Annotated in this window: 22 protein-coding genes and 1 riboswitch; of the genes, 13 read left to right on the forward strand and 9 right to left on the reverse strand. The window is 35.0% G+C overall.

Going from position 1 to position 22,505, the window contains the following annotated elements:
* The first annotated feature begins 148 nt into the window (after positions 1-148).
* From asnB to FDY99_RS11665, 4 genes are all read left to right on the forward strand, one after another.
* Positions 149-2,050 (forward strand): asparagine synthase (glutamine-hydrolyzing), encoded by a 1,902-nt coding sequence (asnB, locus tag FDY99_RS11650; RefSeq protein WP_139421634.1) that lies wholly within the window; start codon positions 149-151, stop codon positions 2,048-2,050.
* Positions 2,051-2,084: 34 nt separating this feature from the next.
* Positions 2,085-2,591: a hypothetical protein gene (locus FDY99_RS11655; protein WP_139421636.1), complete on the forward strand. Its 507-nt coding sequence runs from the start codon at positions 2,085-2,087 to the stop codon at positions 2,589-2,591.
* Positions 2,592-2,681: 90 nt separating this feature from the next.
* A complete protein-coding gene (gene serS / locus FDY99_RS11660) occupies positions 2,682-3,962 on the forward strand; it encodes a serine--tRNA ligase (RefSeq protein WP_102981237.1) in 1,281 nt (426 codons plus the stop codon).
* A gap of 146 nt (positions 3,963-4,108) precedes the next feature.
* The gene (locus FDY99_RS11665) at positions 4,109-5,008 is read left to right on the forward strand and encodes a hypothetical protein (RefSeq protein WP_139421638.1); all 900 of its coding nucleotides are present in this window, start codon (positions 4,109-4,111) and stop codon (positions 5,006-5,008) included.
* Positions 5,009-5,244: 236 nt separating this feature from the next.
* Here FDY99_RS11665 and FDY99_RS11670 read toward each other — a convergent pair whose 3' ends face one another.
* The 9 genes from FDY99_RS11670 to FDY99_RS11710 all read right to left on the reverse strand — a co-directional run bounded on the left by FDY99_RS11670 (position 5,245) and on the right by FDY99_RS11710 (position 15,114).
* Positions 5,245-6,261: an alpha/beta hydrolase fold domain-containing protein gene (locus tag FDY99_RS11670; RefSeq protein ID WP_139421640.1), complete on the reverse strand. Its 1,017-nt coding sequence runs from the start codon at positions 6,259-6,261 to the stop codon at positions 5,245-5,247.
* A 12-nt stretch (positions 6,262-6,273) separates the two neighbouring features.
* Complete coding sequence (locus FDY99_RS11675) at positions 6,274-7,035, reverse strand: sulfite exporter TauE/SafE family protein (protein WP_139421642.1); 762 nt, start codon at positions 7,033-7,035, stop codon at positions 6,274-6,276.
* Positions 7,026-7,478, reverse strand: a complete 453-nt coding sequence (locus FDY99_RS11680; protein ID WP_139421645.1) for a FixH family protein — start codon at positions 7,476-7,478, stop codon at positions 7,026-7,028. Before FDY99_RS11680 ends, FDY99_RS11675 begins: the two co-directional genes overlap by 10 nt.
* A gap of 11 nt (positions 7,479-7,489) precedes the next feature.
* Positions 7,490-8,944 carry a cytochrome c oxidase accessory protein CcoG gene (ccoG, locus tag FDY99_RS11685; RefSeq protein ID WP_139421647.1) on the reverse strand — a complete coding sequence of 485 codons (1,455 nt, stop codon included), beginning with the start codon at positions 8,942-8,944 and terminating at the stop codon, positions 7,490-7,492.
* A 94-nt stretch (positions 8,945-9,038) separates the two neighbouring features.
* Positions 9,039-9,917 (reverse strand): cbb3-type cytochrome c oxidase N-terminal domain-containing protein, encoded by an 879-nt coding sequence (locus FDY99_RS11690; RefSeq protein WP_139421649.1) that lies wholly within the window; start codon positions 9,915-9,917, stop codon positions 9,039-9,041.
* 10 nt (positions 9,918-9,927) lie between these two features.
* Positions 9,928-10,125, reverse strand: a complete 198-nt coding sequence (locus FDY99_RS11695) for a cbb3-type cytochrome oxidase subunit 3 (protein ID WP_066675109.1) — start codon at positions 10,123-10,125, stop codon at positions 9,928-9,930.
* A gap of 18 nt (positions 10,126-10,143) precedes the next feature.
* Complete coding sequence (gene ccoN / locus FDY99_RS11700) at positions 10,144-12,402, reverse strand: cytochrome-c oxidase, cbb3-type subunit I (protein ID WP_139421652.1); 2,259 nt, start codon at positions 12,400-12,402, stop codon at positions 10,144-10,146.
* A gap of 5 nt (positions 12,403-12,407) precedes the next feature.
* The gene (gene ccoS / locus FDY99_RS11705; protein ID WP_074230375.1) at positions 12,408-12,629 is read right to left on the reverse strand and encodes a cbb3-type cytochrome oxidase assembly protein CcoS; all 222 of its coding nucleotides are present in this window, start codon (positions 12,627-12,629) and stop codon (positions 12,408-12,410) included.
* Between the two features lie 109 nt (positions 12,630-12,738).
* A complete protein-coding gene (locus tag FDY99_RS11710; RefSeq protein WP_185148751.1) occupies positions 12,739-15,114 on the reverse strand; it encodes a heavy metal translocating P-type ATPase in 2,376 nt (791 codons plus the stop codon).
* Positions 15,115-15,204: 90 nt separating this feature from the next.
* Between FDY99_RS11710 and FDY99_RS11715 the strand changes: the two genes are divergently transcribed.
* The 9 genes from FDY99_RS11715 (at position 15,205) to FDY99_RS11755 (ending at position 22,404) form a co-directional block, all read left to right on the forward strand.
* On the forward strand, positions 15,205-15,918 hold the full coding sequence (locus FDY99_RS11715; RefSeq protein WP_074230373.1) for a Crp/Fnr family transcriptional regulator: 714 nt from the start codon (positions 15,205-15,207) through the stop codon (positions 15,916-15,918).
* A 59-nt stretch (positions 15,919-15,977) separates the two neighbouring features.
* A complete protein-coding gene (gene panB, locus FDY99_RS11720; RefSeq protein WP_139421656.1) occupies positions 15,978-16,793 on the forward strand; it encodes a 3-methyl-2-oxobutanoate hydroxymethyltransferase in 816 nt (271 codons plus the stop codon).
* The gene (locus FDY99_RS11725; RefSeq protein ID WP_139421658.1) at positions 16,793-17,116 is read left to right on the forward strand and encodes a hypothetical protein; all 324 of its coding nucleotides are present in this window, start codon (positions 16,793-16,795) and stop codon (positions 17,114-17,116) included. The genes panB and FDY99_RS11725 overlap by 1 nt, the downstream gene beginning before the upstream one ends.
* Positions 17,117-17,122: 6 nt before the next feature.
* Positions 17,123-17,800: an RluA family pseudouridine synthase gene (locus tag FDY99_RS11730; RefSeq protein ID WP_076561984.1), complete on the forward strand. Its 678-nt coding sequence runs from the start codon at positions 17,123-17,125 to the stop codon at positions 17,798-17,800.
* A gap of 426 nt (positions 17,801-18,226) precedes the next feature.
* Positions 18,227-18,327, forward strand: a riboswitch (TPP riboswitch).
* 57 nt (positions 18,328-18,384) lie between these two features.
* Positions 18,385-18,591 (forward strand): sulfur carrier protein ThiS, encoded by a 207-nt coding sequence (gene thiS / locus FDY99_RS11735; protein WP_139421660.1) that lies wholly within the window; start codon positions 18,385-18,387, stop codon positions 18,589-18,591.
* A 13-nt stretch (positions 18,592-18,604) separates the two neighbouring features.
* Positions 18,605-20,416, forward strand: coding sequence for a phosphomethylpyrimidine synthase ThiC (thiC, locus tag FDY99_RS11740; protein WP_139421662.1), 1,812 nt, complete (start codon positions 18,605-18,607; stop codon positions 20,414-20,416).
* Complete coding sequence (locus FDY99_RS11745; protein WP_139421663.1) at positions 20,413-20,997, forward strand: thiamine phosphate synthase; 585 nt, start codon at positions 20,413-20,415, stop codon at positions 20,995-20,997. Before thiC ends, FDY99_RS11745 begins: the two co-directional genes overlap by 4 nt.
* Before the next feature lie 19 nt (positions 20,998-21,016).
* The gene (thiE, locus tag FDY99_RS11750) at positions 21,017-21,631 is read left to right on the forward strand and encodes a thiamine phosphate synthase (protein WP_139421665.1); all 615 of its coding nucleotides are present in this window, start codon (positions 21,017-21,019) and stop codon (positions 21,629-21,631) included.
* Positions 21,628-22,404, forward strand: coding sequence for a thiazole synthase (locus tag FDY99_RS11755; RefSeq protein ID WP_139421667.1), 777 nt, complete (start codon positions 21,628-21,630; stop codon positions 22,402-22,404). Before thiE ends, FDY99_RS11755 begins: the two co-directional genes overlap by 4 nt.
* The last annotated feature ends 101 nt before the right edge of the window (positions 22,405-22,505 follow it).

Genomic DNA, 22,505 nt, shown 5'->3' on the forward strand with positions numbered 1-22,505 from the left:
GATATACAATGAATTTTAAGAATTACTAAAATAAAGGTAAACAAAGCCGTTTCACTTATTTTTGAAAGACAAGGTTCAAAATGTACAGCAAATTATAATACAATGAATTTCAGTCTATCAACTGTCAACTAAAAACTATCAACAATTTATGTGCGGCATCTGCGGTTATTATTCATTTAAGAACGAAATTTCTTCTGAAAATATTTTAGAGATGAATAGCACAATCCGTCATCGCGGTCCGGATGATGAAGGTTTCTGGATTTCTGATGGGTCGAAAGGAGAATCTTTTTCCGGAAATGATTCTACAAAAAAAGTTAAAGAAACTTTTCCTGTTTTAAATGAAACAAATTCGAAGATCGCTTTAGGTTTTCGCCGACTTTCAATTGTAGATTTGTCTGAAAAAGGACATCAACCCATGCTTTCAGATGATGAGAAAATTACGATCACCTTCAATGGAGAGATTTATAATTTTAAAAAAATCAGAAAAGAACTTGAAAGTTTAGGGTATCTATTTAAAAGCAATTCAGATACAGAAGTTATTTTAAAATCATACGAAGAATGGGGAACGGAAATGTTTCCCAGATTTGACGGAATGTTTGCGATTGCTTTGGTCGATTTAGAAAAACAAAAGTTGATTCTTGGAAGAGACAGGATTGGTTTAAAGCCTTTGTTTTATTTTAAAAATGAAAATGCTTTGATTTGGGCTTCCGAAATAAAATCTATTCTGAAAAATGAATACATCAAGCCTGAAATCAACTGGAATGGAGTTTATACCAATTTCCTTTTTCAGACTACTTTAACACCCGAAACATGTTTTCAAAATGTTTTTTCGTTAGAACCTGCTTCTTTTTTAATTTTAGATTTAAATGATTTTACCTTTTCAAAACAGTTTTATTGGAATTTCCCGACTGAAAAATTAGTAAATGTAACTGAAGACGAAGCGGCTGAAAAAGTTGATCAATTATTGTCCGAGAGCGTCAAAGAACAGCTTTTTGCCGATGTTCCCGTAACAAGTATGATGAGTGGCGGAATAGATTCTACACTGATTACCGCGAAAGCTAAACCATTCAAAAATGACATCAATGCATTTACTATTTCTTATCAGTTTTCGGAAAGTGAAGTGAAAAATGCGGCTTTGATGGCTGAAAAAATTGATATTCAGCATAATGTAAAAAAAGTTTCCGATGAAGAGATCTTAAATCAATTAAAAGAAAATATTCAACATTTTGAAGAACCTTACAGCAGTCTTGAAGTTTTGATGAACGCTGCAGAATTTGCAAAAAATAAAGGTTTTAAAGTAGTTTTAAGCGGAAATGGAGCTGATGAACTTTTTGCGGGATATTCTCATTCTTTAAAGCTTAATAAATGGCTTTCGAGGAAGAATTTTAATTTTATCCGTCATTTTATTTTCACTAATGATGATTTTTCAAGAAAAGTAAAAAATTATTTTTCTCAGGATGATATGCTTGATTTTTTCAGACAAAGTCAGGTCGGTATGAAGCCTTTTGAAGCTAAAAGTGTTTTTTCTGAGGCTGTTTTTAATACCGTTAAAACGAATTTAAAAGATAAAAAATTATCAGAAACTAAAGATTATCAAGGGCTTTTTGAATATGATATGAAGTATTCTCTGTCTTCACATCATGTTTTCAGAGATGATTTGAGTGCAATGAAATATGGTGTAGAATTTCGTTATCCTTATCTGAGTAACGATTTGATCGATTATGTTTCTTCTTTGCCTGAAAAATTACGGTATAATGGAGTTCAGAATAAACCGCTTTTAAGAAAAGTTGCCGAAAAATATCTTCCTTCGGAAATTTTGAAAATGCCAAAGCGCGGATTTTCTTTTCCATTTGCTCATTTCATTAAAACCGAACCAAAAGTAAGGGAATTTATTCTTGAAAATCTGAATAGCTTAAAAAAGAGAAATTTTTTCAAACCAGAAGTTATTAATGAATGGTGGAACAACCAAAAAAACGAATACGACTGTGTAAAAATCTGGCAATTGGTGACTTTTGAACTTTGGTATCAGAAATATTTTGAAAATCAATAAACTTATTTTTCATTAATATTTTATCTTTGTAGGAATGAAGAAAATATTTCTTGTTTTAACGCTTATCAGTCTCACGCTTCTCAGTTGCGGAAGTGATGAAGATTCTCTGCAGAAAATTGATCAGCTTTTTAATCTTTACATTAAAGATTCATCCGGAAATGACCTTTTGAAACCTACAGAAATTGGTTCTTACACAGGAGTTACTTTTACTGATCAATTGGCGGAAAAAGATAATGTGAATGTAAGTTATAACCGAAAAATGCTTGCTGATTCTACTTATTATCTCGAGTATCTTGCAGGAGCAACAAGGCAGTTTGTAGAAGACACTTCTGACGGAGGTAAAATTTATAAATCGGAAATTCGGGTTTCTTTGACTAAAAAGATATCAGAAACGCAGAATGCTCCTGTAGTTCAGGATAAGCTCGAAATATTTTATCGATCCTCCCCAAATGTTTTCGAAGTTTCGAGAGTGCTTTATAATAATCAATTGATATTTACAAAAGTTCCCGATCAGCCAAATGTGGCTACAATCGTAAAATAATCTTAAATTTGCACGAACGGTTCAAAGTTCAGGGTTCAAAGTTCAATGTAACTCAACCTTAAACCTTAAACTTTTAAACATTAAACATTTATGTTACAGGTTAATTTTTTGCGCGACAATAAAGAACGCGTTTTAGAAGGTCTTCAAAAAAGACAATTCAAGAATCTTGAGTTGGTAGACGAGGCTATCGTTACCGATGAAGAAAGAAAAAGAATTCAGTTTGAATTAGATTCGCAACTTTCCGAGATCAATAAAATTTCCAAAGAAATTGGTATTTTAATGAAAGAAGGAAAAAGAGAAGAAGCTGAAGCATCCAAATCTAAAACAGCACAGTTCAAAGAGTCGAGTAAAGAATTACAGACACAGCTAGAAAACGTTGAGAAATCTTTGCTTACAATTTTGTATCAGATTCCAAACGTTCCTTACGAATTGGTAAAAGCAGGGGTTTCTGCAGATGATAACGAAATTATTTATCAGTCTCATGATGTGGAAGGTTTAGGTGAAGGTGCAATTCCTCACTGGGAACTGGCAAAAAAATACAACCTGATTGATTTTGAATTGGGTGTAAAAATCGCCGGAGCTGGTTTTCCTGTGTACTTCGGCAAAGGAGCGAGACTTCAGAGAGCTTTGGTTCAATATTTTTTAGATAAAAATACTGATGCTGGTTATCTTGAAGTAAATCCGCCACACGTTGTGAATGAAGCTTCAGGTTACGGAACGGGGCAGTTGCCGGATAAAGAAGGACAAATGTATGAAATTGCTAATAATACAACTGCGGAAACATTGTTTTTAATTCCTACAGCGGAAGTTCCGGTGACGAATCTTTATCGTGATGTTTTGTTGGATGAAAAAGATCTTCCAATTAAGAATACAGCTTTTTCTCAGTGTTACAGAAGAGAAGCTGGAAGTTATGGAGCTCATGTAAGAGGATTGAACCGTCTTCATCAGTTTGAAAAAGTAGAAATTGTAAGATTAGAAAAACCTGAGAATTCGTATGCTGTTTTGGAAGAAATGGTAGAGCATATCAAGGGAATTTTAGAAGACCTTGAATTGCCTTACAGAGTGTTGAGACTTTGCGGTGGTGACACAGGTTTTGCTTCTGCAATGACTTACGATTTTGAAGTTTGGAGTGCTGCTCAGGAAAAATGGCTTGAAGTAAGTTCTGTTTCTAATTTTGAAACTTTCCAGGCAAATAGATTGAAATGCCGTTACAAAGCAGACGGAAAATCTCAATTGGTGCATACGTTGAATGGTTCTGCAATGGCATTACCAAGAATTATGGCAGCATTGCTTGAAAATAATCAGACTGAAGAAGGAATTAAGCTTCCTAAAAAGATCGCTGAATATGCGAGATTTGAATTGATCAATTAGAATTTAGAATTTATTTTATATAATGAAACCACCGAAATTCGGTGGTTTTATCTTTGTTGGTAAATTGTAAATTATTGATTTTCAGCTTGAAAAATAATTCTTTTTTTTGTTGAAAAAATAAGTATTTTAGTCGCAAATTTTTAATGATGAAATACAAATTTTTATTTTTTACCTTAATGGTAATGATTCTTAATTCATGTGGCGGAAGTGATTCTGATGATTCTACATTTATCAATATTCCAAATCCTATTCCTTCGACACCTCCGAAAACAATCAGTTTACGTACAACAACAGAAATATTTCCTACATCGGCAGTATTCAGAGCTAATATTGTACAACAAGATGGACAAGGTGAAACTCCCGGATTTGTTTATGGTACAACACCCAATCCTACGGTTATCAACAATACTTCTGTGACAACTATTGCACAAGGTTCTACAAACTTTGAGGTAAAGTCTGGAACGTTACAACCCAATACAACCTATTATGTGAGAGGATTCATAAAAACAGGTGAAGGTATTTATACATACACTGCAGAGACAAGTTTTAAAACAACAGGTTATTTCGGACCCGGAGGCGGATATGTTGGTTATGATAAAGGCGAATATGTAAATGGATGGAGGTTTATGGAAATTCATCCTACAACACTTAATTACAGTTCCGGTGGAGTAGGAGGACAATGGGGAAATATGGGGACATTTATTTCCGGTACTTATTCTGATTTCGGAAAAGGTCTTGAAAATACGAATATTATTGTTAGTGCAAATTCTGGTGCTAACTGTGCTGCGAAACTTTGTGATAACCTTGTTCTGAATGGACAATCCGATTGGTTCCTGCCTTCCAGTCAGGAATTGTTAACACTTTATAAAGAACTAAAGAAGGGAAATATCTCCATAAGCTCGAGTGCATGGTCTTCTACGCAAGTTGACGGAAACTCGGCATATTCTATTTTTTATCAAACATTCGGAGTTCCTACTCCTGAAGTTATTTTATCATCAACCCTTAAAAGTATGGGAACTACTATACTTCCGGTAAGAAGGTATTAATTATTATTAAATAATAATGAAAGCCACCTGATTTAGGTGGTTTTTTTTGAAAAAAAATGGATGGATTTGTGATTCTAATTTAAAAGATATATTCAAACTCCAGTGTCATGAAAAAAGAATTGATTCTATTCTTATTAATTTTTATTTCATTTAAAAATTTTGGACAAAACAATAATTGTAACGAAAATCTAAGATTTAAAGAAGCATTTTTTTTTTCACATTAAAATTTTTCACTTTTACTTCAGCGTCCACTCCACAAAATCATTCATCACTTCTTCCCAATGTGGTTTTTGATGATTGACTTTTCCATTTTCTACTTCAAAGAAATTATGTTCAAGATTTAAATATCTTTTGAATGTCAGATTATTATTGTTTTCTCTGATGAAATAAATTGGAACTAGGTCATTCAAATCACTTGCAATATCATGAGTTCCATACGCTAAATAAATTGGTTTTTTAAATTGTAACCAATCATCAAATAATGGAACTGAGAAGGATTTCCAAGCAAGGAGTTCTGGTTTTTGTGCTAACTTTTTCGGATTGTATGCATCTCTGAACATTTGGTATTCGTCTTCAATTCCTTTATTTGCAGCTTCCCAGGTAATTTTTCTTTGCTCTGCATCTTTTCGATAATTTCGGATATTCTGATCAATTCTGCCAAATGGATTTGCTGAAAATAATCCTAGTTTAGAAACATTTTTATTAGCAATGGCGATTTTAGTTGCCACTTTTGAACCTTGTGATGAACCTGCAACAATCAATTTTGAACGGTCTACCCACTTTTGTTTATTTAAAAATTTAAGAACTTTCTGCGCACGGTTTACATAGTTTTCTAAATAATCTGCTTTTTGAAAGTCTAAAGTAGGTTGATTTTCATTTTTAGAATTTCCGTAATACCAATAAGATTCGTTAATATCTTTTTCATCAGCTATTAAAGGTGTTTTAGGCATTGAAATGATTACTAAATGGTAATTTTTCACAATATTTTCTACATCAAAATTGGTAATTCCACCACCAATGATCCAAAGTCCTTCTTCTTTTGAATTGACATAAATCGGGTAGGGAAGTGAACCTTGACACCATAGGAAGACTGGTTTTTTATGATTTAATTGAGTGTCATAAACAATAAATTCTATAGGATCTTCCTTATCTAAAAGTTTGAAAGCTGTTGATTGATTATTAATTATTTTTCCCTGTTGAGAGATAAAAAATTGAGACAGAATGATAAACAGAAAACTAATTTTAAGCTTCATAAATAGGATTGATTAATGACAGGTTGCCGGATTATGTTTATGGTTCGGGTCTGTGTTGTGACAATTCACATCATGTTCCGGAGAAACCTTCATTGCTTCCGATGGTGGAGAAATGAAAGGAATCCCAAGTTCAAGACCTCTTAGAATAAACAATCCACCAAGGATAATCATTACAACAGGAACGAATTTTAATACTTTAATTCTAAATGCCTGGTTCATCAGATTTCCTACCAAAACAACAGTAAACATAAATGGAAGTGTTCCTAATCCAAATAATGCCATAAAAGAAGCGCCCTGCCAAATTCCGCCACTTGCAAGACTTGCTGTAAGAGCCATATAAACCATTCCGCATGGTAAAAATCCGTTCAGAATACCGGTGGTAAATCTTGAGCGGTAATCTGCTCTCTGAAGCAGTTTCCCGAGGTTTGATTTAACTTTAAAAAGGAATTTAGAGATAAAAGGAATTTTTGAAGCAAAATCTTTTCCGCCAAATGAAAATAATGCCATGATAATCAGCAAAACTCCTACTCCAATTGTAAGATATTGCTGAAAACCCGCCATTTCAAATCCTTGACCTACAATTCCCAAAACCGCACCTAAAAAAGCGTAAGTCGCAATTCTTCCAAATTGATAGGTTAGATTTTGAAGATAGTAATTGGTAGCCTGCTTTTTGGTCAAACCCATTGATAACGCAATGGGACCGCACATTCCGATACAGTGAAAACCGGATGCGAAGCCTAAACCAATTGCAGATATAATCAATGCTATTTCCATATCACATCATAATCGAGTCTGTAGTCGATTTTATCTTTAATCCAATGGAGTCTTAAGGTATAATTTCCGTTTTTTAAAACTGATGAAGGAATAACAAAAGAATTGCTCACATCTAGTTTTACCGTTTTTTTAACGTCTAAATTCTGATCATCAGATCTGTTTAAAACAAAACTTACCAGAGTATTTGAATTGTTGATATCTTTCGGGAAAGTTAGTTTAATTCCTTCAGGGGATTGAGAATAAGCTGGTTTTTCCGCAAGCTCATCTGCACGCTTTTTGGCATCAATTACAGATTGGTAAAGAAGTTCTTCTTCGTAATATTTGTCGGTAACCATTTCAGAGTTTTTCTGTCCGTTTGGAAAAAGAAAAACCATTGATAAAATAAATATAATGAAAGAGGCTAAAGCTAAAAAAATACCGTGTCCCCAAGTGAAATTTTTCATAATTTAAAATTTTAAAACTGTAATTTAAAAGGTCCTTCGAAGTACGTCTGATAAGAATCGATCAACTTTCCTTTCATATCATAAACGCCGATGGTGATGTTTTGTTTCGACAAATTCATTTCTGCTTCTGGGAAACTGATGTTGATGGTACCTTTAGAAATCTTGTCACGTTCTACAGTAATTTTGCTTGATGCGCTGTAACCCACTTCTGCATGCGCAGGTTCTATTACTTTAATGGTAACAATCTTTTTGTCGTTTGTTTTATTTAGGAAAGTATAGTTGTAGGTATTGATGATTTTTCCTTCTCTTACAAAGAATGTACTTCCTGCAGGTTTAATGAATTTTGCTTCCATCTCGCCACGGCTTGAAAGTAAATATCCTAAGAATCCTACCAATAAAACCAAAACGACAGCGAAACCTTTCATTCTTCCGGTAAATTTATACGGAGCTCCGGTTTCTATTTCTTTTTCGGATGCGTAACGAACCAAACCTTTTGGTAAGCCTACTTTTTCCATTACTTCGTCACAAGCATCAATACAAGCAGTACAGTTTACACATTCTAGCTGTTGTCCGTCTCTGATATCAATTCCGGTAGGGCAAACTACAACACACTGATAACAGTCGATACAATCTCCTTTTCCTGCGGCTTTTCGGTCTTCACCTTTTCTCCATTTAGAACGGTTTTCACCTCTTTTAAAATCGTAAAATACGTTGATGGTTTCTTTATCAATTAAAACTCCCTGCAATCTTCCGTACGGACAAACCAATGTACAAACCTGCTCTCTAAACCATGCGAATACAAAGTAAAAAGCTGCCGTAAATAAAATCATTACGATGAAGTTGGTAGGATTGGCAAATGGTCCTTCAGAAATGATATTAAATACCTGCTCGTATCCCACAATATACATAAACATAAAATGGGTAATGATTAAGGAAATAACAACGTAAACCGACCACTTTAAACTTCTTTTCCAGATTTTCTCTGTATTCCACTCCTGTCTGTCAAGCTTCATTTGCTTATTTCGGTCTCCTTCAATCAGATATTCTATTTTACGAAAGACAGATTCCATAAAAATTGTCTGAGGGCAAATCCACCCGCAGAAAATTCTTCCGAATGCAATCGTAAAAATAATAATGAAAATAAGAGATGCAATAGCGCCTAATGTAAGGATGAAAAAATCTTGCGGATAAAAAGGCTGTCCTGCAATAAAGAATTCTCTATCGATAACGTTAAACAAAAAGAAAGGGTTTCCATTGATTTTTATAAATGGAACGGCAAAATACACAACCAGCAAAATATAGCTTACCAGATTTCTGTAATTGGTGTATTTACCTTTTGGTTTTTTAGGAAAAACCCACTTTCTTTTACCGGATTGTTCCATTGTGCCTATAGAATCTCTATAGGTTTCAGGGTCTAAGACCTGTCCTTGTCCACCGCGAGCGATGTCTTCATCTATTTTTGACATTTTTACTAGGTTTTAAAAAACGAAAAAACATAATTCGTTACTATTTTTATCTAATAACAAATTATGTTTTTCATATACTTTCTATTTTTTTTAATTACTGTTTTTCCCAATGAGCTTCATCACCGTATGGTGGCGCGCCTCCATCTTTAGGAGTAATTGGTTTTTTTAGCTGGTTGATAGAGTAAACGTAAGCTGCAACATTCTGAATGTCTGTACCTGTTAAAACTCCATTTTTTCCCCAAGCCTGCATTGCAGTTCCTGTAACTCCATTTTCAACTACGTGGAATACGTTTTTGAATAATGTTTTCTCAGGTTGGTTGTGCCAGAAATTATCTGTCAAGTTAGGACCGATACCTCCTTTACCACCGTCTGAGTGACAAGATACACAGTTGGTTTTGAAAACTTCTTCACCTGCTGCAATATTGTCTTCAGAGAAAACTGCTGATTCTATTGTTACTGGTGGTTGATCTTTAAGGTATTGTCCAATAGCCGCTTCTTGTGCTTTATATTCTTTATCGTATTCGCTTATAGGGTGCGCAAAATCTGTAAAAGCATAAGCACAGATATAAACAATACAGAATACAGTTCCGAAATAGAATAAACCTAACCACCATTTTGGTAATTGATTATCTAATTCCATAATTCCATCGAAACCGTGGTCAATAAGAATATCTTTTTCGTGAGTGTCTGATTGCTTTTTGAAAGCTGCATCATACTGTCTTCTCAAGAAAGGAATTTTCTTTTCAGCTAAGTAAGCAGACTTTTCTTCAACCGTTAATTTTTTAAATTTATTGTTCTCAATCAAATCTCCGATAGCGCTGTGAATGTATGCTAAAATAGCACTGATCACAACAGTTCCCCAGAAATATGGTGAAGCTAAAAACGAGTAGCTCTGAACAAATAAATAATAAAATATTACTAATAATACTGTTATTATTAAAATGTTTACAACAACCGGTGTTCTTTGTCTCATAATAAATAGTTTAATTTTTTAAATTAAAATCATCTTCGTCATCCCCAAGTGGAGCGTGCTCTTCTTCTTTGTAATATTTTTTAGGCCTGCTAAAAACATAGATTATCAAAGCAACGAAAAACAACATAAAGAAAATCAGAGCCAATGTTTGATACAAACCTGCATTTTCAGTATTGGATAATATATCTTTAAAGTTTTGAGGAATCATAGTAAACTTTTAATTTTATTAGTTACTAGCTGTTTTTATTTCTGTCGTTTTAATATCAGTACCCAATCTCTGAAGATAAGCGATAAGAGCGATAATCTCTTTTTTCTCTAATTCTCCCTGAGGTTTTTTAGCATAAGCTTCTTTAAGGTCAGCCGCTTCTACGAAGATATCTTTTACAATTTTCGCTGCCTGATTGTCTGCCCATTTATCTGCAGTATCAATCTGAGCCTTTGTATAAGGTACATCGTAGGTGTTTTTCATAAACTTGATTTTGTCTACCATTTGAGAACGGTCAAGATTATTTGAAATCAACCAAGGGTAACGTGGCATAATAGAACCAGCAGACGTTTGTCTTGGGTTGTACATATGCTTATAGTGCCAAGAACTTGGGTTTTTACCACCTTCTCTATGCAAATCTGGTCCAGTTCTTTTAGATCCCCAAAGGAAAGGTCTATCGTAAACAAATTCTCCAGCTTTAGAGTACTGTCCGTTTTTACCGTTAAATCTTACAATCTCGTCTCTGAATGGTCTTACCATTTGTGAGTGACAAGCGTTACAACCTTCACGGATATATAGATCTCTACCTTCTAATTCTAATGGTGAATAAGGTTTCACCGCAGAAATTGTAGGTACACTTTTCTTTAATGATAAAGTAGGAATAATTTCTACCATACTACCTACAGAAATTGTAAGCAATGCTAAAACTGTCATCAAGATTGGCATTCTTTCTAACCAAAGGTGAAGACCTTCTCCCTCTTTACGTCTGTTGCTGATGTTAGCCAAAGCAGGTGCTTCTGCAGGAACTTCTTTTTGGAAAGATCCTTTTTTGATTGTCATGTAAACATTCACTACCATTAAAAGACCTCCTGAAAGATAGAATAATCCACCTAAGAATCTCATTTTAAAGTAAGGAATAATTGCAGTAACGGTATCAAGCCAGTTTTTCCACAATAAAGTTCCGTCTGGGTTGAATTGTTTCCACATCAAACCTTGAGTAAATCCTGCGATATACATTGGTACTGCGTAGAAAATAATCCCTAAAGTACCCAACCAGAAATGCCAGTTTGCTAATTTTACAGACCACATTTTGGTTCTCCACATGATCGGTACCAAATAATAGATTACACCGAATGCCATAAAACCATTCCATCCTAATGCTCCTAAATGTACGTGACCAATTACCCAGTCTGTAAAGTGACCAATTTTATTGATGTTTTTTGTTGCTAAAAGAGGTCCTTCAAAAGTTGCCATACCATAACAGGTAACTGCAACGACGAAGAATTTCAAAATAGGATTTTCTCTTACCTTATCCCAAGCTCCTCTTAAAGTAAGAAGACCATTCAGCATCCCTCCCCAAGATGGTGCGATAAGCATAATTGAGAAACCAGTTCCCACTGCTTGAGCCCATGCCGGTAAAGCTGTATACTGAAGGTGGTGAGGACCAGCCCAGATATATACGAAAATCAATGACCAAAAGTGAATGATTGATAGTTTGTATGAAAATACAGGTCTGTCAGCCGCTTTAGGTAAGAAATAATACATTAAACCTAAAACCGGAGTCGTTAATACGAACGCTACCGCATTGTGACCATACCACCATTGTACGATGGCATCTTTTGCTCCTGCATATGCTGAATAAGATTTCCAGCCAGAGAACGTTAAAGGTACTTCTAAGTTGTTGAATATGTGAAGCATCGCTACAGCAACCCAAGTTCCAAGATAGAACCAAATAGCTACGTAAAGATGTCTTACTCTTCTTTTTGCAATCGTTAAAATCATGTTCGCTCCGAAAATGATCCACGAAACTGCGATTAATATATCGATTGGCCACTCGTGCTCAGCATATTCTTTTGAAGTGTTGATCCCCATAAAAAATGTGATAAACGTAGCAACAATCATAAATTGCCATGTCCAGAAATGAATCCACGATAAAGTATCGCTGTACATTCTTGTTTTTAATAATCTTTGGGTAGAGTAGTAAACCCCTACATAAACGATATTACATACGAATGCAAAGATTACCGTGTTGGTGTGTAGCATTCTTATTCTACCAAACCCTAACGCACCGTTGGTATTAATTAACCCTTGTATGTTTCCTGATGCAAGACTGTTGATTGTTGTATCGTCAGTTCCAAACAAAAACTCAGGAAGCTCAGGATAGAAAAGCATCAATGCTGCCGTAAGTCCAAACACGAAACCTATAATTCCAAAAACTATGGTCGCGTAAAGGAATGCACGAACAATACTGTTGTCATAACTAAACTTTTGTGTCTCCATATTAACTATTCACTTTTTTCTTCAAATTTATTATTATCTCCTTTTTTCTTATCGTTGTTGTTGCCAGTGTCTTCTTTTTCCTTTATTTCATCGGAGTCAAAAAGTATTCTCACAGCTGGAGATTCGTCATCTTCAAACTGCCCTTTTCTGGCGAAAACTATAAATACGACCAGAAAAACTACAGCCAAAGAAACGCTGCATAAGATCATTAAATATAGAATATCCATCTGACAACAAAATTAACCTATTTTCGGGGTTCAAAATTAGTGAAAAATAATGACAATTATCACGAAATACTAGGTTTGGCTAATTTAAAATCAGTCTAAATAAGGGCTTTTAAGGCTGTTTTTTGAAATAGTTTCTCCCAAGAATCCAGGTGGAAATCGTTGTGAAAGAAATGACAGTAATCGAACTTGCAGGCATAATTAAAGCTGCAAATAGCGGACTCATATTTCCGGTTACAGCAAAGGTTAAACCAACAACATTGTATAAAAAGCTAATCAGGAAGGTCAGTTTTACAATCGTGATCGAACCTTTACAAACGTTTAAATAATTATCAAGTTGCGATACTTTTTCTCCATTCATAATGACGTCCGAAGATGGCGTAAAGCTGTTGCTGTCGTCAGAAATTGCGATTCCTACGTTACTTTGTTTTAAAGCTCCGGCATCATTTAAACCGTCACCAAGCATAATCACTTTTAAACCTTTATCCTGAAGATCCTTGATGTAATTCAATTTGTCTTCCGGGTTTTGGTTAAACGCCATCGAGCTGTAATTCGGGATGATTTCTTTAAGCTGATTTTCTTCAGAAGAATTGTCTCCGCTTAGAATGAAAATCTTATAATTGATTAGTTTTGTGAAAAGATTTCTAAGGTTTTCTCGGTACTCATTTTTAAAAATAAATTTACCGATAAACTCATTGTTTTTGCTGATATAAACTGCGGTTTCAAGATTTTTAGACTCCTGATTATTGTATTTTGCAGAACCTATTTTATAAATATTTCCTCGTACACTTGCTTCGTAACCTTTTCCTGAGATTTCTTCAAAATTATCAACAGGGAAATAGTCATCTTTTATTTCCAGAACTTCATACAAAGATTTGGAAAGCGGATGATTTGAGTTTTTAACTAAACTTTTAATATTTAATAAATCAAATTTCTGAATTTCAGAACCTTCGTATCTGATGTTTGATTTTTTTCTGTGAGTAATTGTTCCGGTTTTATCGAAAACTAAAGTGTCGACTTTTGCAATTTTCTCAATCGTTAAAGTATCTTTTACGTAAAATTTATTTCGGCCTAAAATTCTCATAATGTGACCGAAAGTAAACGGAGAAGACAATGCCAAAGCACAAGGACAGGCAATAATTAAAATAGCAGAAATAACCTGGAACATGGTTTCCAAATCAATGAAATACCAATAAATTCCTGCAACAAGCGCAATTCCTAAAATAATAAAGGTGAAATATTTACTGATGTCGTTGATTAAAGTATCAAGTCCGGTCTCGTGTTTTTTGAAAGCTTCTTTGTTCCAGAGTTGGGTAAGGTAACTTTGGTCGACATTTTTAATGACTTCAAGCTCCAAAGATGAACCGATCTGTTTTCCTCCGGCAAAGATTTTATCACCTGGGTTTTTAGAAATACTTTCACTTTCACCTGTAATAAAACTATTGTCGATATTTCCGTTTCCGCTAATCAAAATAGCATCTACAGGAATGATTTCGTGGTTTCTTACTAAAATTCTGTCACCGATTTTAATTTCTGAAAGCAAAATATTTTCCTGCTTTCCATTAAAATCAACTTTCGTTACTGCAATCGGGTAGAATGATTTGTAATCTCGGTCATAAGAAAGCGAACTGTACGTTCTTTTCTGGAAGATTTTCCCTAAAAGCATGAAGAATAAAAGTCCGCACAAAGTATCAAAATATCCCGGACCGTAATCGGTGGCGATTTCGTAGATACTTCTTCCGAATAGCACAAAAATTCCCAAAACAATAGGAACGTCGATATTGACAATTTTGTTTTTTAAACCATACCAAGCAGATTTGTAATAATCAGATGCAGAATAAAATACAACAGGAACCGAAAGCAAGAACATTAAAATTCGGAATAAACCTTTGTAATGTTCCATCCAGTAATCTTCGCCGCCGATATATTCCGGAAAGGCCAAAAACATTCCGTTACCGAAAGCAAATCCTGCAATCGCAAGTTTTACCAATAAAGATTTATCTAAATTGTCTTCGTTTTTTTCGGCTGTTTCAAGATTGATTGCTGGTTTGTATCCAAGATTGGTTAAAAATTTAGCTAATTCGCTTAATTTTAATTCGTTATGATTAAAAGAAACCTGTAACGTCTTTCTTGTGAAGTTTACCTGAGAATAATGAATGTCTTTATGTAAGGTATGAAGGCTTTCTAATAGCCAAATGCAAGAAGAACAGTGGATTACCGGAATTCTGAATGTGACAAGACTTGTATTACCTTCAGAAAAATCTGTAACTCTGTCAAAAATTTCTTTGGTGTCGAGGTAATCAAACTGAGAAGAATTTTCTTCAGGTCTGATGCCCGCTTTTTTGTTTAGCTCGTAAAAATTACTGAGATTATTGGTATTTAAAATTTCATAAACAGATTTGCAGCCGGTACAACAGAAAATTTTTTCGTCAAAAGAAATTCGTTCTTTTTCTATCCCTTGTCCGCAATGAAAACAGTTCTCGCTCACCTTCATAAATTATTGACTTACAAAATTATAACATTTTTTTTTGTTTATAGAGTTTAAATGTTCTATTTTTGTGATAAATGTCATATTACAATGTCGCAGGAACAACAGATTGCTATTGAAGAAAGATTCGCAAGGGTTTTTAATGATAAATCCTTTAAAGAAAGACTTTCCAATACTGATTATGAAAGATATATCAACGCAAAAAAGAAACTCGTTTTTCAAAAACACGATATCGTCTTTGACGATGGCGAAACTCCGAAAGGGGTTTACGTGATAGAAAAAGGGGCTGCTAAATTGTCAAAATCAGGATCTTTTGGTAAAGATCAAATTCTTAGATTTATAAAAGAAGGTGATATTATAGGATATCGTGCATTGTTGTGTGGAGAAAATTTTCAGGCAAAGGCAGAAGCAATGACTGATGTTGAATGCACATTCTTACCTGCAGATATTTTTATGGACTTATTAGAAGTTGATCCACAGTTGTCTTTTGTAATGCTTCAGAAAATATCTTATGAATTGGGAGAGTCTTCCAACACGATTACTTTCTTGGCTCAAAAAACAGTAAGAGAAAGATTGGCAGAAATCCTTATTCTTTTAGAACAAAAATTAGGGACAGATCCTGAAGGTTTTATCAAAATTTCTTTAACAAGAGAAGAAATTGCCAACATTATCGGAACTGCTACCGAAAGTGCTATCCGATTGATCTCCGAATTTAAAGGTGACAGTCTCATCGAAGTAGACGGTAGAAACATCAAAATTCTCAACCACGATAAATTAATGAAACTAGGACACGTAGTTTTGTAAAATCCAAATATATAAGTCGGCGAAAGCCGACTTTTTAACTTTAAACAATCATATACATTATGTCTGTTCATTCCGAAATTAAAAGAGTTACTACAGAAACCTTGCGAAAAATGAAATTCGACAAGGAGAAAATAACAATGCTTACCGCTTACGATTTTACAACGGCAAAAATGGTTGACGTCGGTGGTGTTGATACCATTCTTATCGGAGATTCTGCGGCGAATGTAATGGCGGGTTTTGAAACAACACTTCCTATTACATTAGATCAGATGATTTATCACACTCAAAGTGTGGTGAGAGGGGTAGAAAGAGCATTGGTAATTGCAGATCTTCCTTTCGGAACTTACCAAAGTAATCCTGATATCGCACTTGAATCTGCAGTTAGAATGATGAAAGAAGGGGGTGCTCATGCGATTAAAATTGAGGGTGGAAAAGAAATTTCAAAATCAATTAAAAAGATCATCAATGCCGGAATTCCTATTATGGGACATTTGGGATTAACACCACAGTCTATTTATCAGTTTGGAACCTATAAAGTGAGGGCTAAAGAAGAAGCTGAAGCTGAAAAATTAATCAACGATGCAAAATTGCTTGAAGAATTAGGATGTTTTGGGGTTGTTCTTGAAAAAATTCCTGCAGATTTGGCTAAAAGAGTGACGGAAAGTATTTCGATTCCAACAATCGGAATTGGAGCCGGGCCTCATTGTGACGGACAGGTTTTGGTATATCATGATATGGTGGGAATGAACAAAGGTTTCTCTCCAAAATTTTTAAGAAGATACCTAGATTTATATACAGAAATTACGGGAGCAGTTTCTCAATACGTGAAAGACGTGAAAAGTGCTGATTTCCCTAACCAAAATGAAAGCTATTAATGAAAAGTAATTTACAGGCAACACAGGGGATTTTATCAATTTTAGCAATCATTTGTTTAGCTGCAGGTTGGTTTAGAATTTTCCCGGATAATATTAATTATCTTCTTTCAGCAAGATTATTTTATATTTTAATTGGAATCAGTTTTATCGTTCAGGGAAGAATGTTGATGCATACTAAGTTTATGTACCCAATGTACGCTGCGGCAGGTTTGTGTATCATCGGAGCATTTTTACCAATGGATTCAAGTCTTAACGTTATAAAAACGATTGGTCTTTTAGGTGGAGTGGTTATTTCTTTTGTGAGCAGATCACAGAATCGTTAAGGTAGTATGGAAGAACAGATCGTTTTTGAGGATAATCACCTTTTAGTTATCAATAAAAAAGTAGGGCAACTCGTTCAGGGCGATAAAACCGGTGACGAACCTTTACTCGATTCCATTAAAGATTTCATCAAAAAAAGAGATAATAAACCCGGAAATGTTTTTTTGGGTTTGGTACATCGTATCGATCGGCCAACTTCTGGTTTGGTTATTTATGCTAAAACCTCAAAAGCGCTTTCAAGATTGACTCAAATGGTTAAAAACCGAGAAATTAAGAAAACGTATTGGGCGGTTGTAGCTAAAGAAATGATTCCGCAAAGCCAAAGATTGGTTCATTATCTTCAGAAAAACGAAAAAAATAATAAAGCGATCGTTTTTACGAAAGTTACCGAAGGGGCAAAAGAAGCAATTCTTACCTACAATATTATTAAAACTCTGGATAATTATCTTCTTTTGGAAATTGATCTGGAAACCGGAAGACATCATCAAATCAGAGCACAGTTATCAAAAACCGGAGTTCCGATTAAAGGTGATTTAAAATATGGTGCGCCTCGTTCAAATCCGGATGGAGGAATTAATCTTCACGCCAGAAAACTTCAGTTTATACATCCTGTTACAAAAGAGGAGGTAACAATCGTTGCCCCTGTTCCGCAGAATGACGCGATTTGGAGAGCTTGCGAAGAATAATATTAATTTAGAAATAAGTTATAAAATGGAAATTAGAGATAATCTGGTTTCCATTTTTATTTTCTTCAAATCTAGAATTCAGATTTACTTTTCTACTTTTTAGGAGCTTTTTCCCGCTTTCCACTATATCTTTTGGGTTACGGCTCCGCTTCGCTCCCCCGCAACCCAAAAGGATGCCGTTGCGATCGGGGCTAGATGGGAAGTCATTTATTTAAATATTTGAAAACCAAATATAAAGATTGTCATCTTATAAGAATTTCAACTCGAATCTTTCCAGTATAAAATAAAAAGACATCTGCGTGATCTCCAAGATCAGCGAGATAAAAAAAACAATATTTTCAAACATTTAAAACTTCCATCTTCCCTCCCCCAACTTCCCTCTCCTTCAAAAAATTTTGCCCATTTTAAAAAAATGTCTAACTTCGCTCCCAACTTTAGGGGTGTCTGTTGACAAAACAGGCTGAGACTTTACCCTTTGAACCTGATTTCTAGATCATACTAGCGTAGGAAAAAGTGAGATGACTTTGCTGTACATTCTATTGTACAATGATGGGCATTCCTAAAGTGTATTTAAAAATTTAGGAATGGAGCTCACGATCAATCACACACTAAGAAATTTTGATGTACTTCCCAAAACGCTGGAAGCACTTATCGCTATGGAATTACCTGAAAAGAAAAAAGGGATTGCCGTAGCGCTCAACAATCGCATTATTCCGCAGGCATTCTGGGCGGAAACCATTCTCAACAACCAAGATTCAATTTTAATTATCACTGCTACTCAAGGCGGTTAAAAAAAATATTTTTATGGCTCATAAAATCACACGTTCGCCGTTTCCAAACTCAAAAAAAATCTATGTTGAAGGGAAAATTCATCCAATCAATGTAGCGATGCGCGAAATACAGCTAAGTCCGACAAAACTTACCAACGGAACATTAGAACATAATCCACCTGTTACAGTGTATGATACTTCAGGACCTTACACCGATGAAAATTCTGAAATTAATATCGAAAAAGGACTTCCAAGAATTCGTGAACAATGGATTTTGCATAGAAATGATGTCGAAGTTTTAGACGGAATTACCTCAGAATACGGGAAAAAACGTCTTGCCAATTCAAAACTGGATGAGTTGCGTTTTTCTTACAATCACAAACCGAAAGTAGCAAAAGAAGGACAGGAAGTTACTCAATTATACTACGCAAAACAGGGCATTATCACTCCCGAAATGGAATATATTGCCATCAGAGAAAATCAAAGAATCGAGCAACTGGATTCTGTTTCAAAAGACATGGCTTTTCAACATCAGGGAAATAATTTTGGGGCAAGAACTCCGAAAAGCAAAATTACTCCTGAGTTTGTAAGAGACGAAATTGCAGCAGGAAGAGCAATTATTCCCAACAATATCAATCACCCGGAAAGCGAACCGATGATCATCGGACGAAATTTTTTGGTTAAAATTAATGCGAACATTGGAAATAGTGCTGTTTCATCGAGTATTGAAGAAGAAGTAGAAAAAGCAGTTTGGGCTTGCAGATGGGGAGCAGATACAATTATGGATCTGTCAACCGGAAAAAACATCCACGAAACCAGAGAATGGATCATCAGAAACAGTCCGGTTCCGATTGGCACAGTTCCAATTTATCAGGCTTTGGAAAAAGTAAAAGGTGTTGCGGAAGATCTCACTTGGGAAATTTTTAAAGATACTTTGATTGAACAGGCAGAACAGGGAGTTTCGTACTTCACGATTCACGCTGGAGTTTTATTAAGATATATTCATTTAACGGCAAAACGGGTGACGGGAATTGTTTCCAGAGGAGGTTCTATCATGGCAAAATGGTGTTTGTTTCATCATAAAGAAAACTTTTTGTACACTCATTTCGAGGAGATCTGCGAGATCATGAAAAAATATGACGTTGCCTTTTCTTTAGGTGACGGTCTTCGCCCGGGTTCAATTGCAGATGCCAATGATGAAGCGCAATTTGCTGAATTGGAAACTTTAGGTGAACTAACAAAAATTGCCTGGAAACACAATGTTCAGGTAATGATTGAAGGTCCCGGTCATGTTCCGATGCACATGATCAAAGAAAATATGGATAAGCAATTGGAAGTTTGTGACGAAGCTCCGTTTTACACATTAGGTCCTTTAACGACGGATATTGCGCCGGGGTACGATCACATCACTTCAGGAATTGGTGCAGCAATGATCGGTTGGTTCGGTTGCGCGATGTTGTGTTATGTGACTCCGAAAGAGCATTTGGGACTCCCCAATAAAGAAGATGTAAAAGTTGGGGTGATCACCTATAAATTGGCTGCTCATGCTGCAGATCTGGCGAAAGGTCATCCCGGTTCGCAATACAGAGACAATGCGTTGAGTAAAGCAAGATTTGAATTCAGATGGGAAGATCAGTTCAATCTTTCTCTTGATCCGGATACGGCAAGATCTTATCATGATGAAACACTTCCTGCGGACGGAGCAAAAATTGCGCACTTCTGCTCAATGTGTGGACCAAAATTCTGTTCAATGAAGATCACACAGGAGATCCGTGAATCTGCAGAAAAAGGAATGTTTGATAAATCTCAGGAATTCATCGAAAAAGGAAAAGAAATTTATATATGATCATTGTAATTTCTCCCGAAGAACTTGTTCAAAATGAAACTGAGATCATCAATCAACTATTTCGAGAAGGTTTGGATTTGCTTCATATCAGAAAGCCTTTTATTGGTCAAAATGAAATGAAGGATTTTATTCAAAAGATAGATTCAAAATTTTACTCTCAATTGGTTTTGCATAGTCATTACGATTTGGCTGAGAACTTTAACATCTCAAGATTTCATTTCAGAGAAATTGACAGAAAAAATGGCTTGTATCAATCTTTTACAGATAAAAAAAAATCAACGTCTGTTCATGATATTGAAACTTTTAATCAATTGAATAAAGAGTGGGAATATGCATTTATCAGTCCGGTTTTTCCAAGTATTTCTAAAAAAGGATATGGGGAAAATTCAACGATTTTAAATGATATTAAAAAACGAGACAATTCTAATGTTAAACTAATTGCTTTGGGAGGAATTAACGAAAATAATATTCATCACGTTTTTGATAATAATGTTGATGGAGTGGCTTTGTTAGGCGCAATATGGGAAAGTGATGAACCTTTAAACGTTTTCAGAAAATGCCGCCAGAATATAGTTTATTAAGATGTATTCAAATTTAAAAATGGAAAAACTACAATATATTTCTCAAGGTTTTACAAAATCCGAACAGGAACTAAATATAAAAAAGGCCTTAGACAACGGCATAAAATGGATTCAGATTCGTTGGAAAAATGCTCCCGAAAATGAGTTTATTAAGCTTTGTGAAAATTCAAAACTGCTGTGTTCAGAATACCAATCAGTTTGTATCATTAATGACCATGTTCAGATTGCAAAAGATATCGATGCAGACGGTGTTCATTTAGGTTTAAAAGATACTTCGATTGATATTGCAAGACAGATTTTAGGAGAAAATAAAATTATCGGTGGAACGGCAAATTCCATTTCTGATGTTTTGCAAAGAATGAATGAATCATGCGATTACATCGGTTTGGGACCACTTCGATTTACTTCAACTAAAGAACAACTAAGTCCTATTCTTGGTTTTGAAGGTTATGAGAAGATTATTGAAGAATTAAAGTCAAAATCATTAGAAATACCAAAAATATTCGCCATTGGTGGAGTGGTTTTGAAAGACATCGACCTCTTACAACAAATAGGAATTTATGGAGTCGCCGTTTCTGGGCAAATCACCAATCAACCATCTATTATCAACGAATTTAAAATAGCAATGCAATGAACAATCAACCATTAATTATAGCAGACAGAACTTTTAAATCGAGATTATTTTTAGGAACCGGAAAATTTGGAGATCTTTCAGAAATGACGGATTCCATCATCGCTTCCGGAAGTGAATTGGTGACAATGGCATTAAAAAGAATCGATTCGCAATCTTCAGAAGATGACTTGTTGAATGCTTTAAAACCTACAAGATCTCATCTTTTACCGAATACTTCAGGAGCAAGAACAGCGAAAGAAGCGGTTTTGGCAGCGCAATTGGCAAGAGAAGCTTTGGAAACCAATTGGGTGAAATTAGAAATTCATCCGGATCCAAAATATTTGTTACCCGATCCGATTGAAACGTTGTATGCAACAGAAGAATTGGCAAAATTAGGATTTGTTGTGATGCCTTATATTCATGCCGATCCGGTTTTGTGCAAACGTCTGGAAGATGTAGGAACAGCCGTTGTAATGCCTTTGGGAGCACCGATTGGAACGAATAAAGGTTTAAGAACTTTAGATTTTTTAGAAATTATTATCGCCCAAAGCAATGTTCCTGTTGTTGTTGATGCCGGAATTGGAGCACCGTCTGATGCGGCAAAAGCAATGGAAATGGGAGCTGATGCGGTTTTGGTAAATACAGCAATTGCTGTTGCAAGAAATCCTGTAAATATGGCATTGGCTTTTAAAGAAGGCGTAATTGCGGGAAGAAGAGCTTTTGAATCTGGTTTAGGAGCTATCGGGAACCATGCGGAAGCATCAAGCCCACTGACTTCTTTTTTGTTTGATTAAAACAATGAATAAAAGAGTCCTGAAGGGACGATTTAATAAAGGATAGGATGAAATCCTATTTAAAAATATTATTGAATGCATCATTTTGATTAATACAAATA

Origin of the sequence: Chryseobacterium mulctrae, from assembly GCF_006175945.1 — a bacterium.
Lineage (GTDB): Bacteria > Bacteroidota > Bacteroidia > Flavobacteriales > Weeksellaceae > Chryseobacterium > Chryseobacterium mulctrae.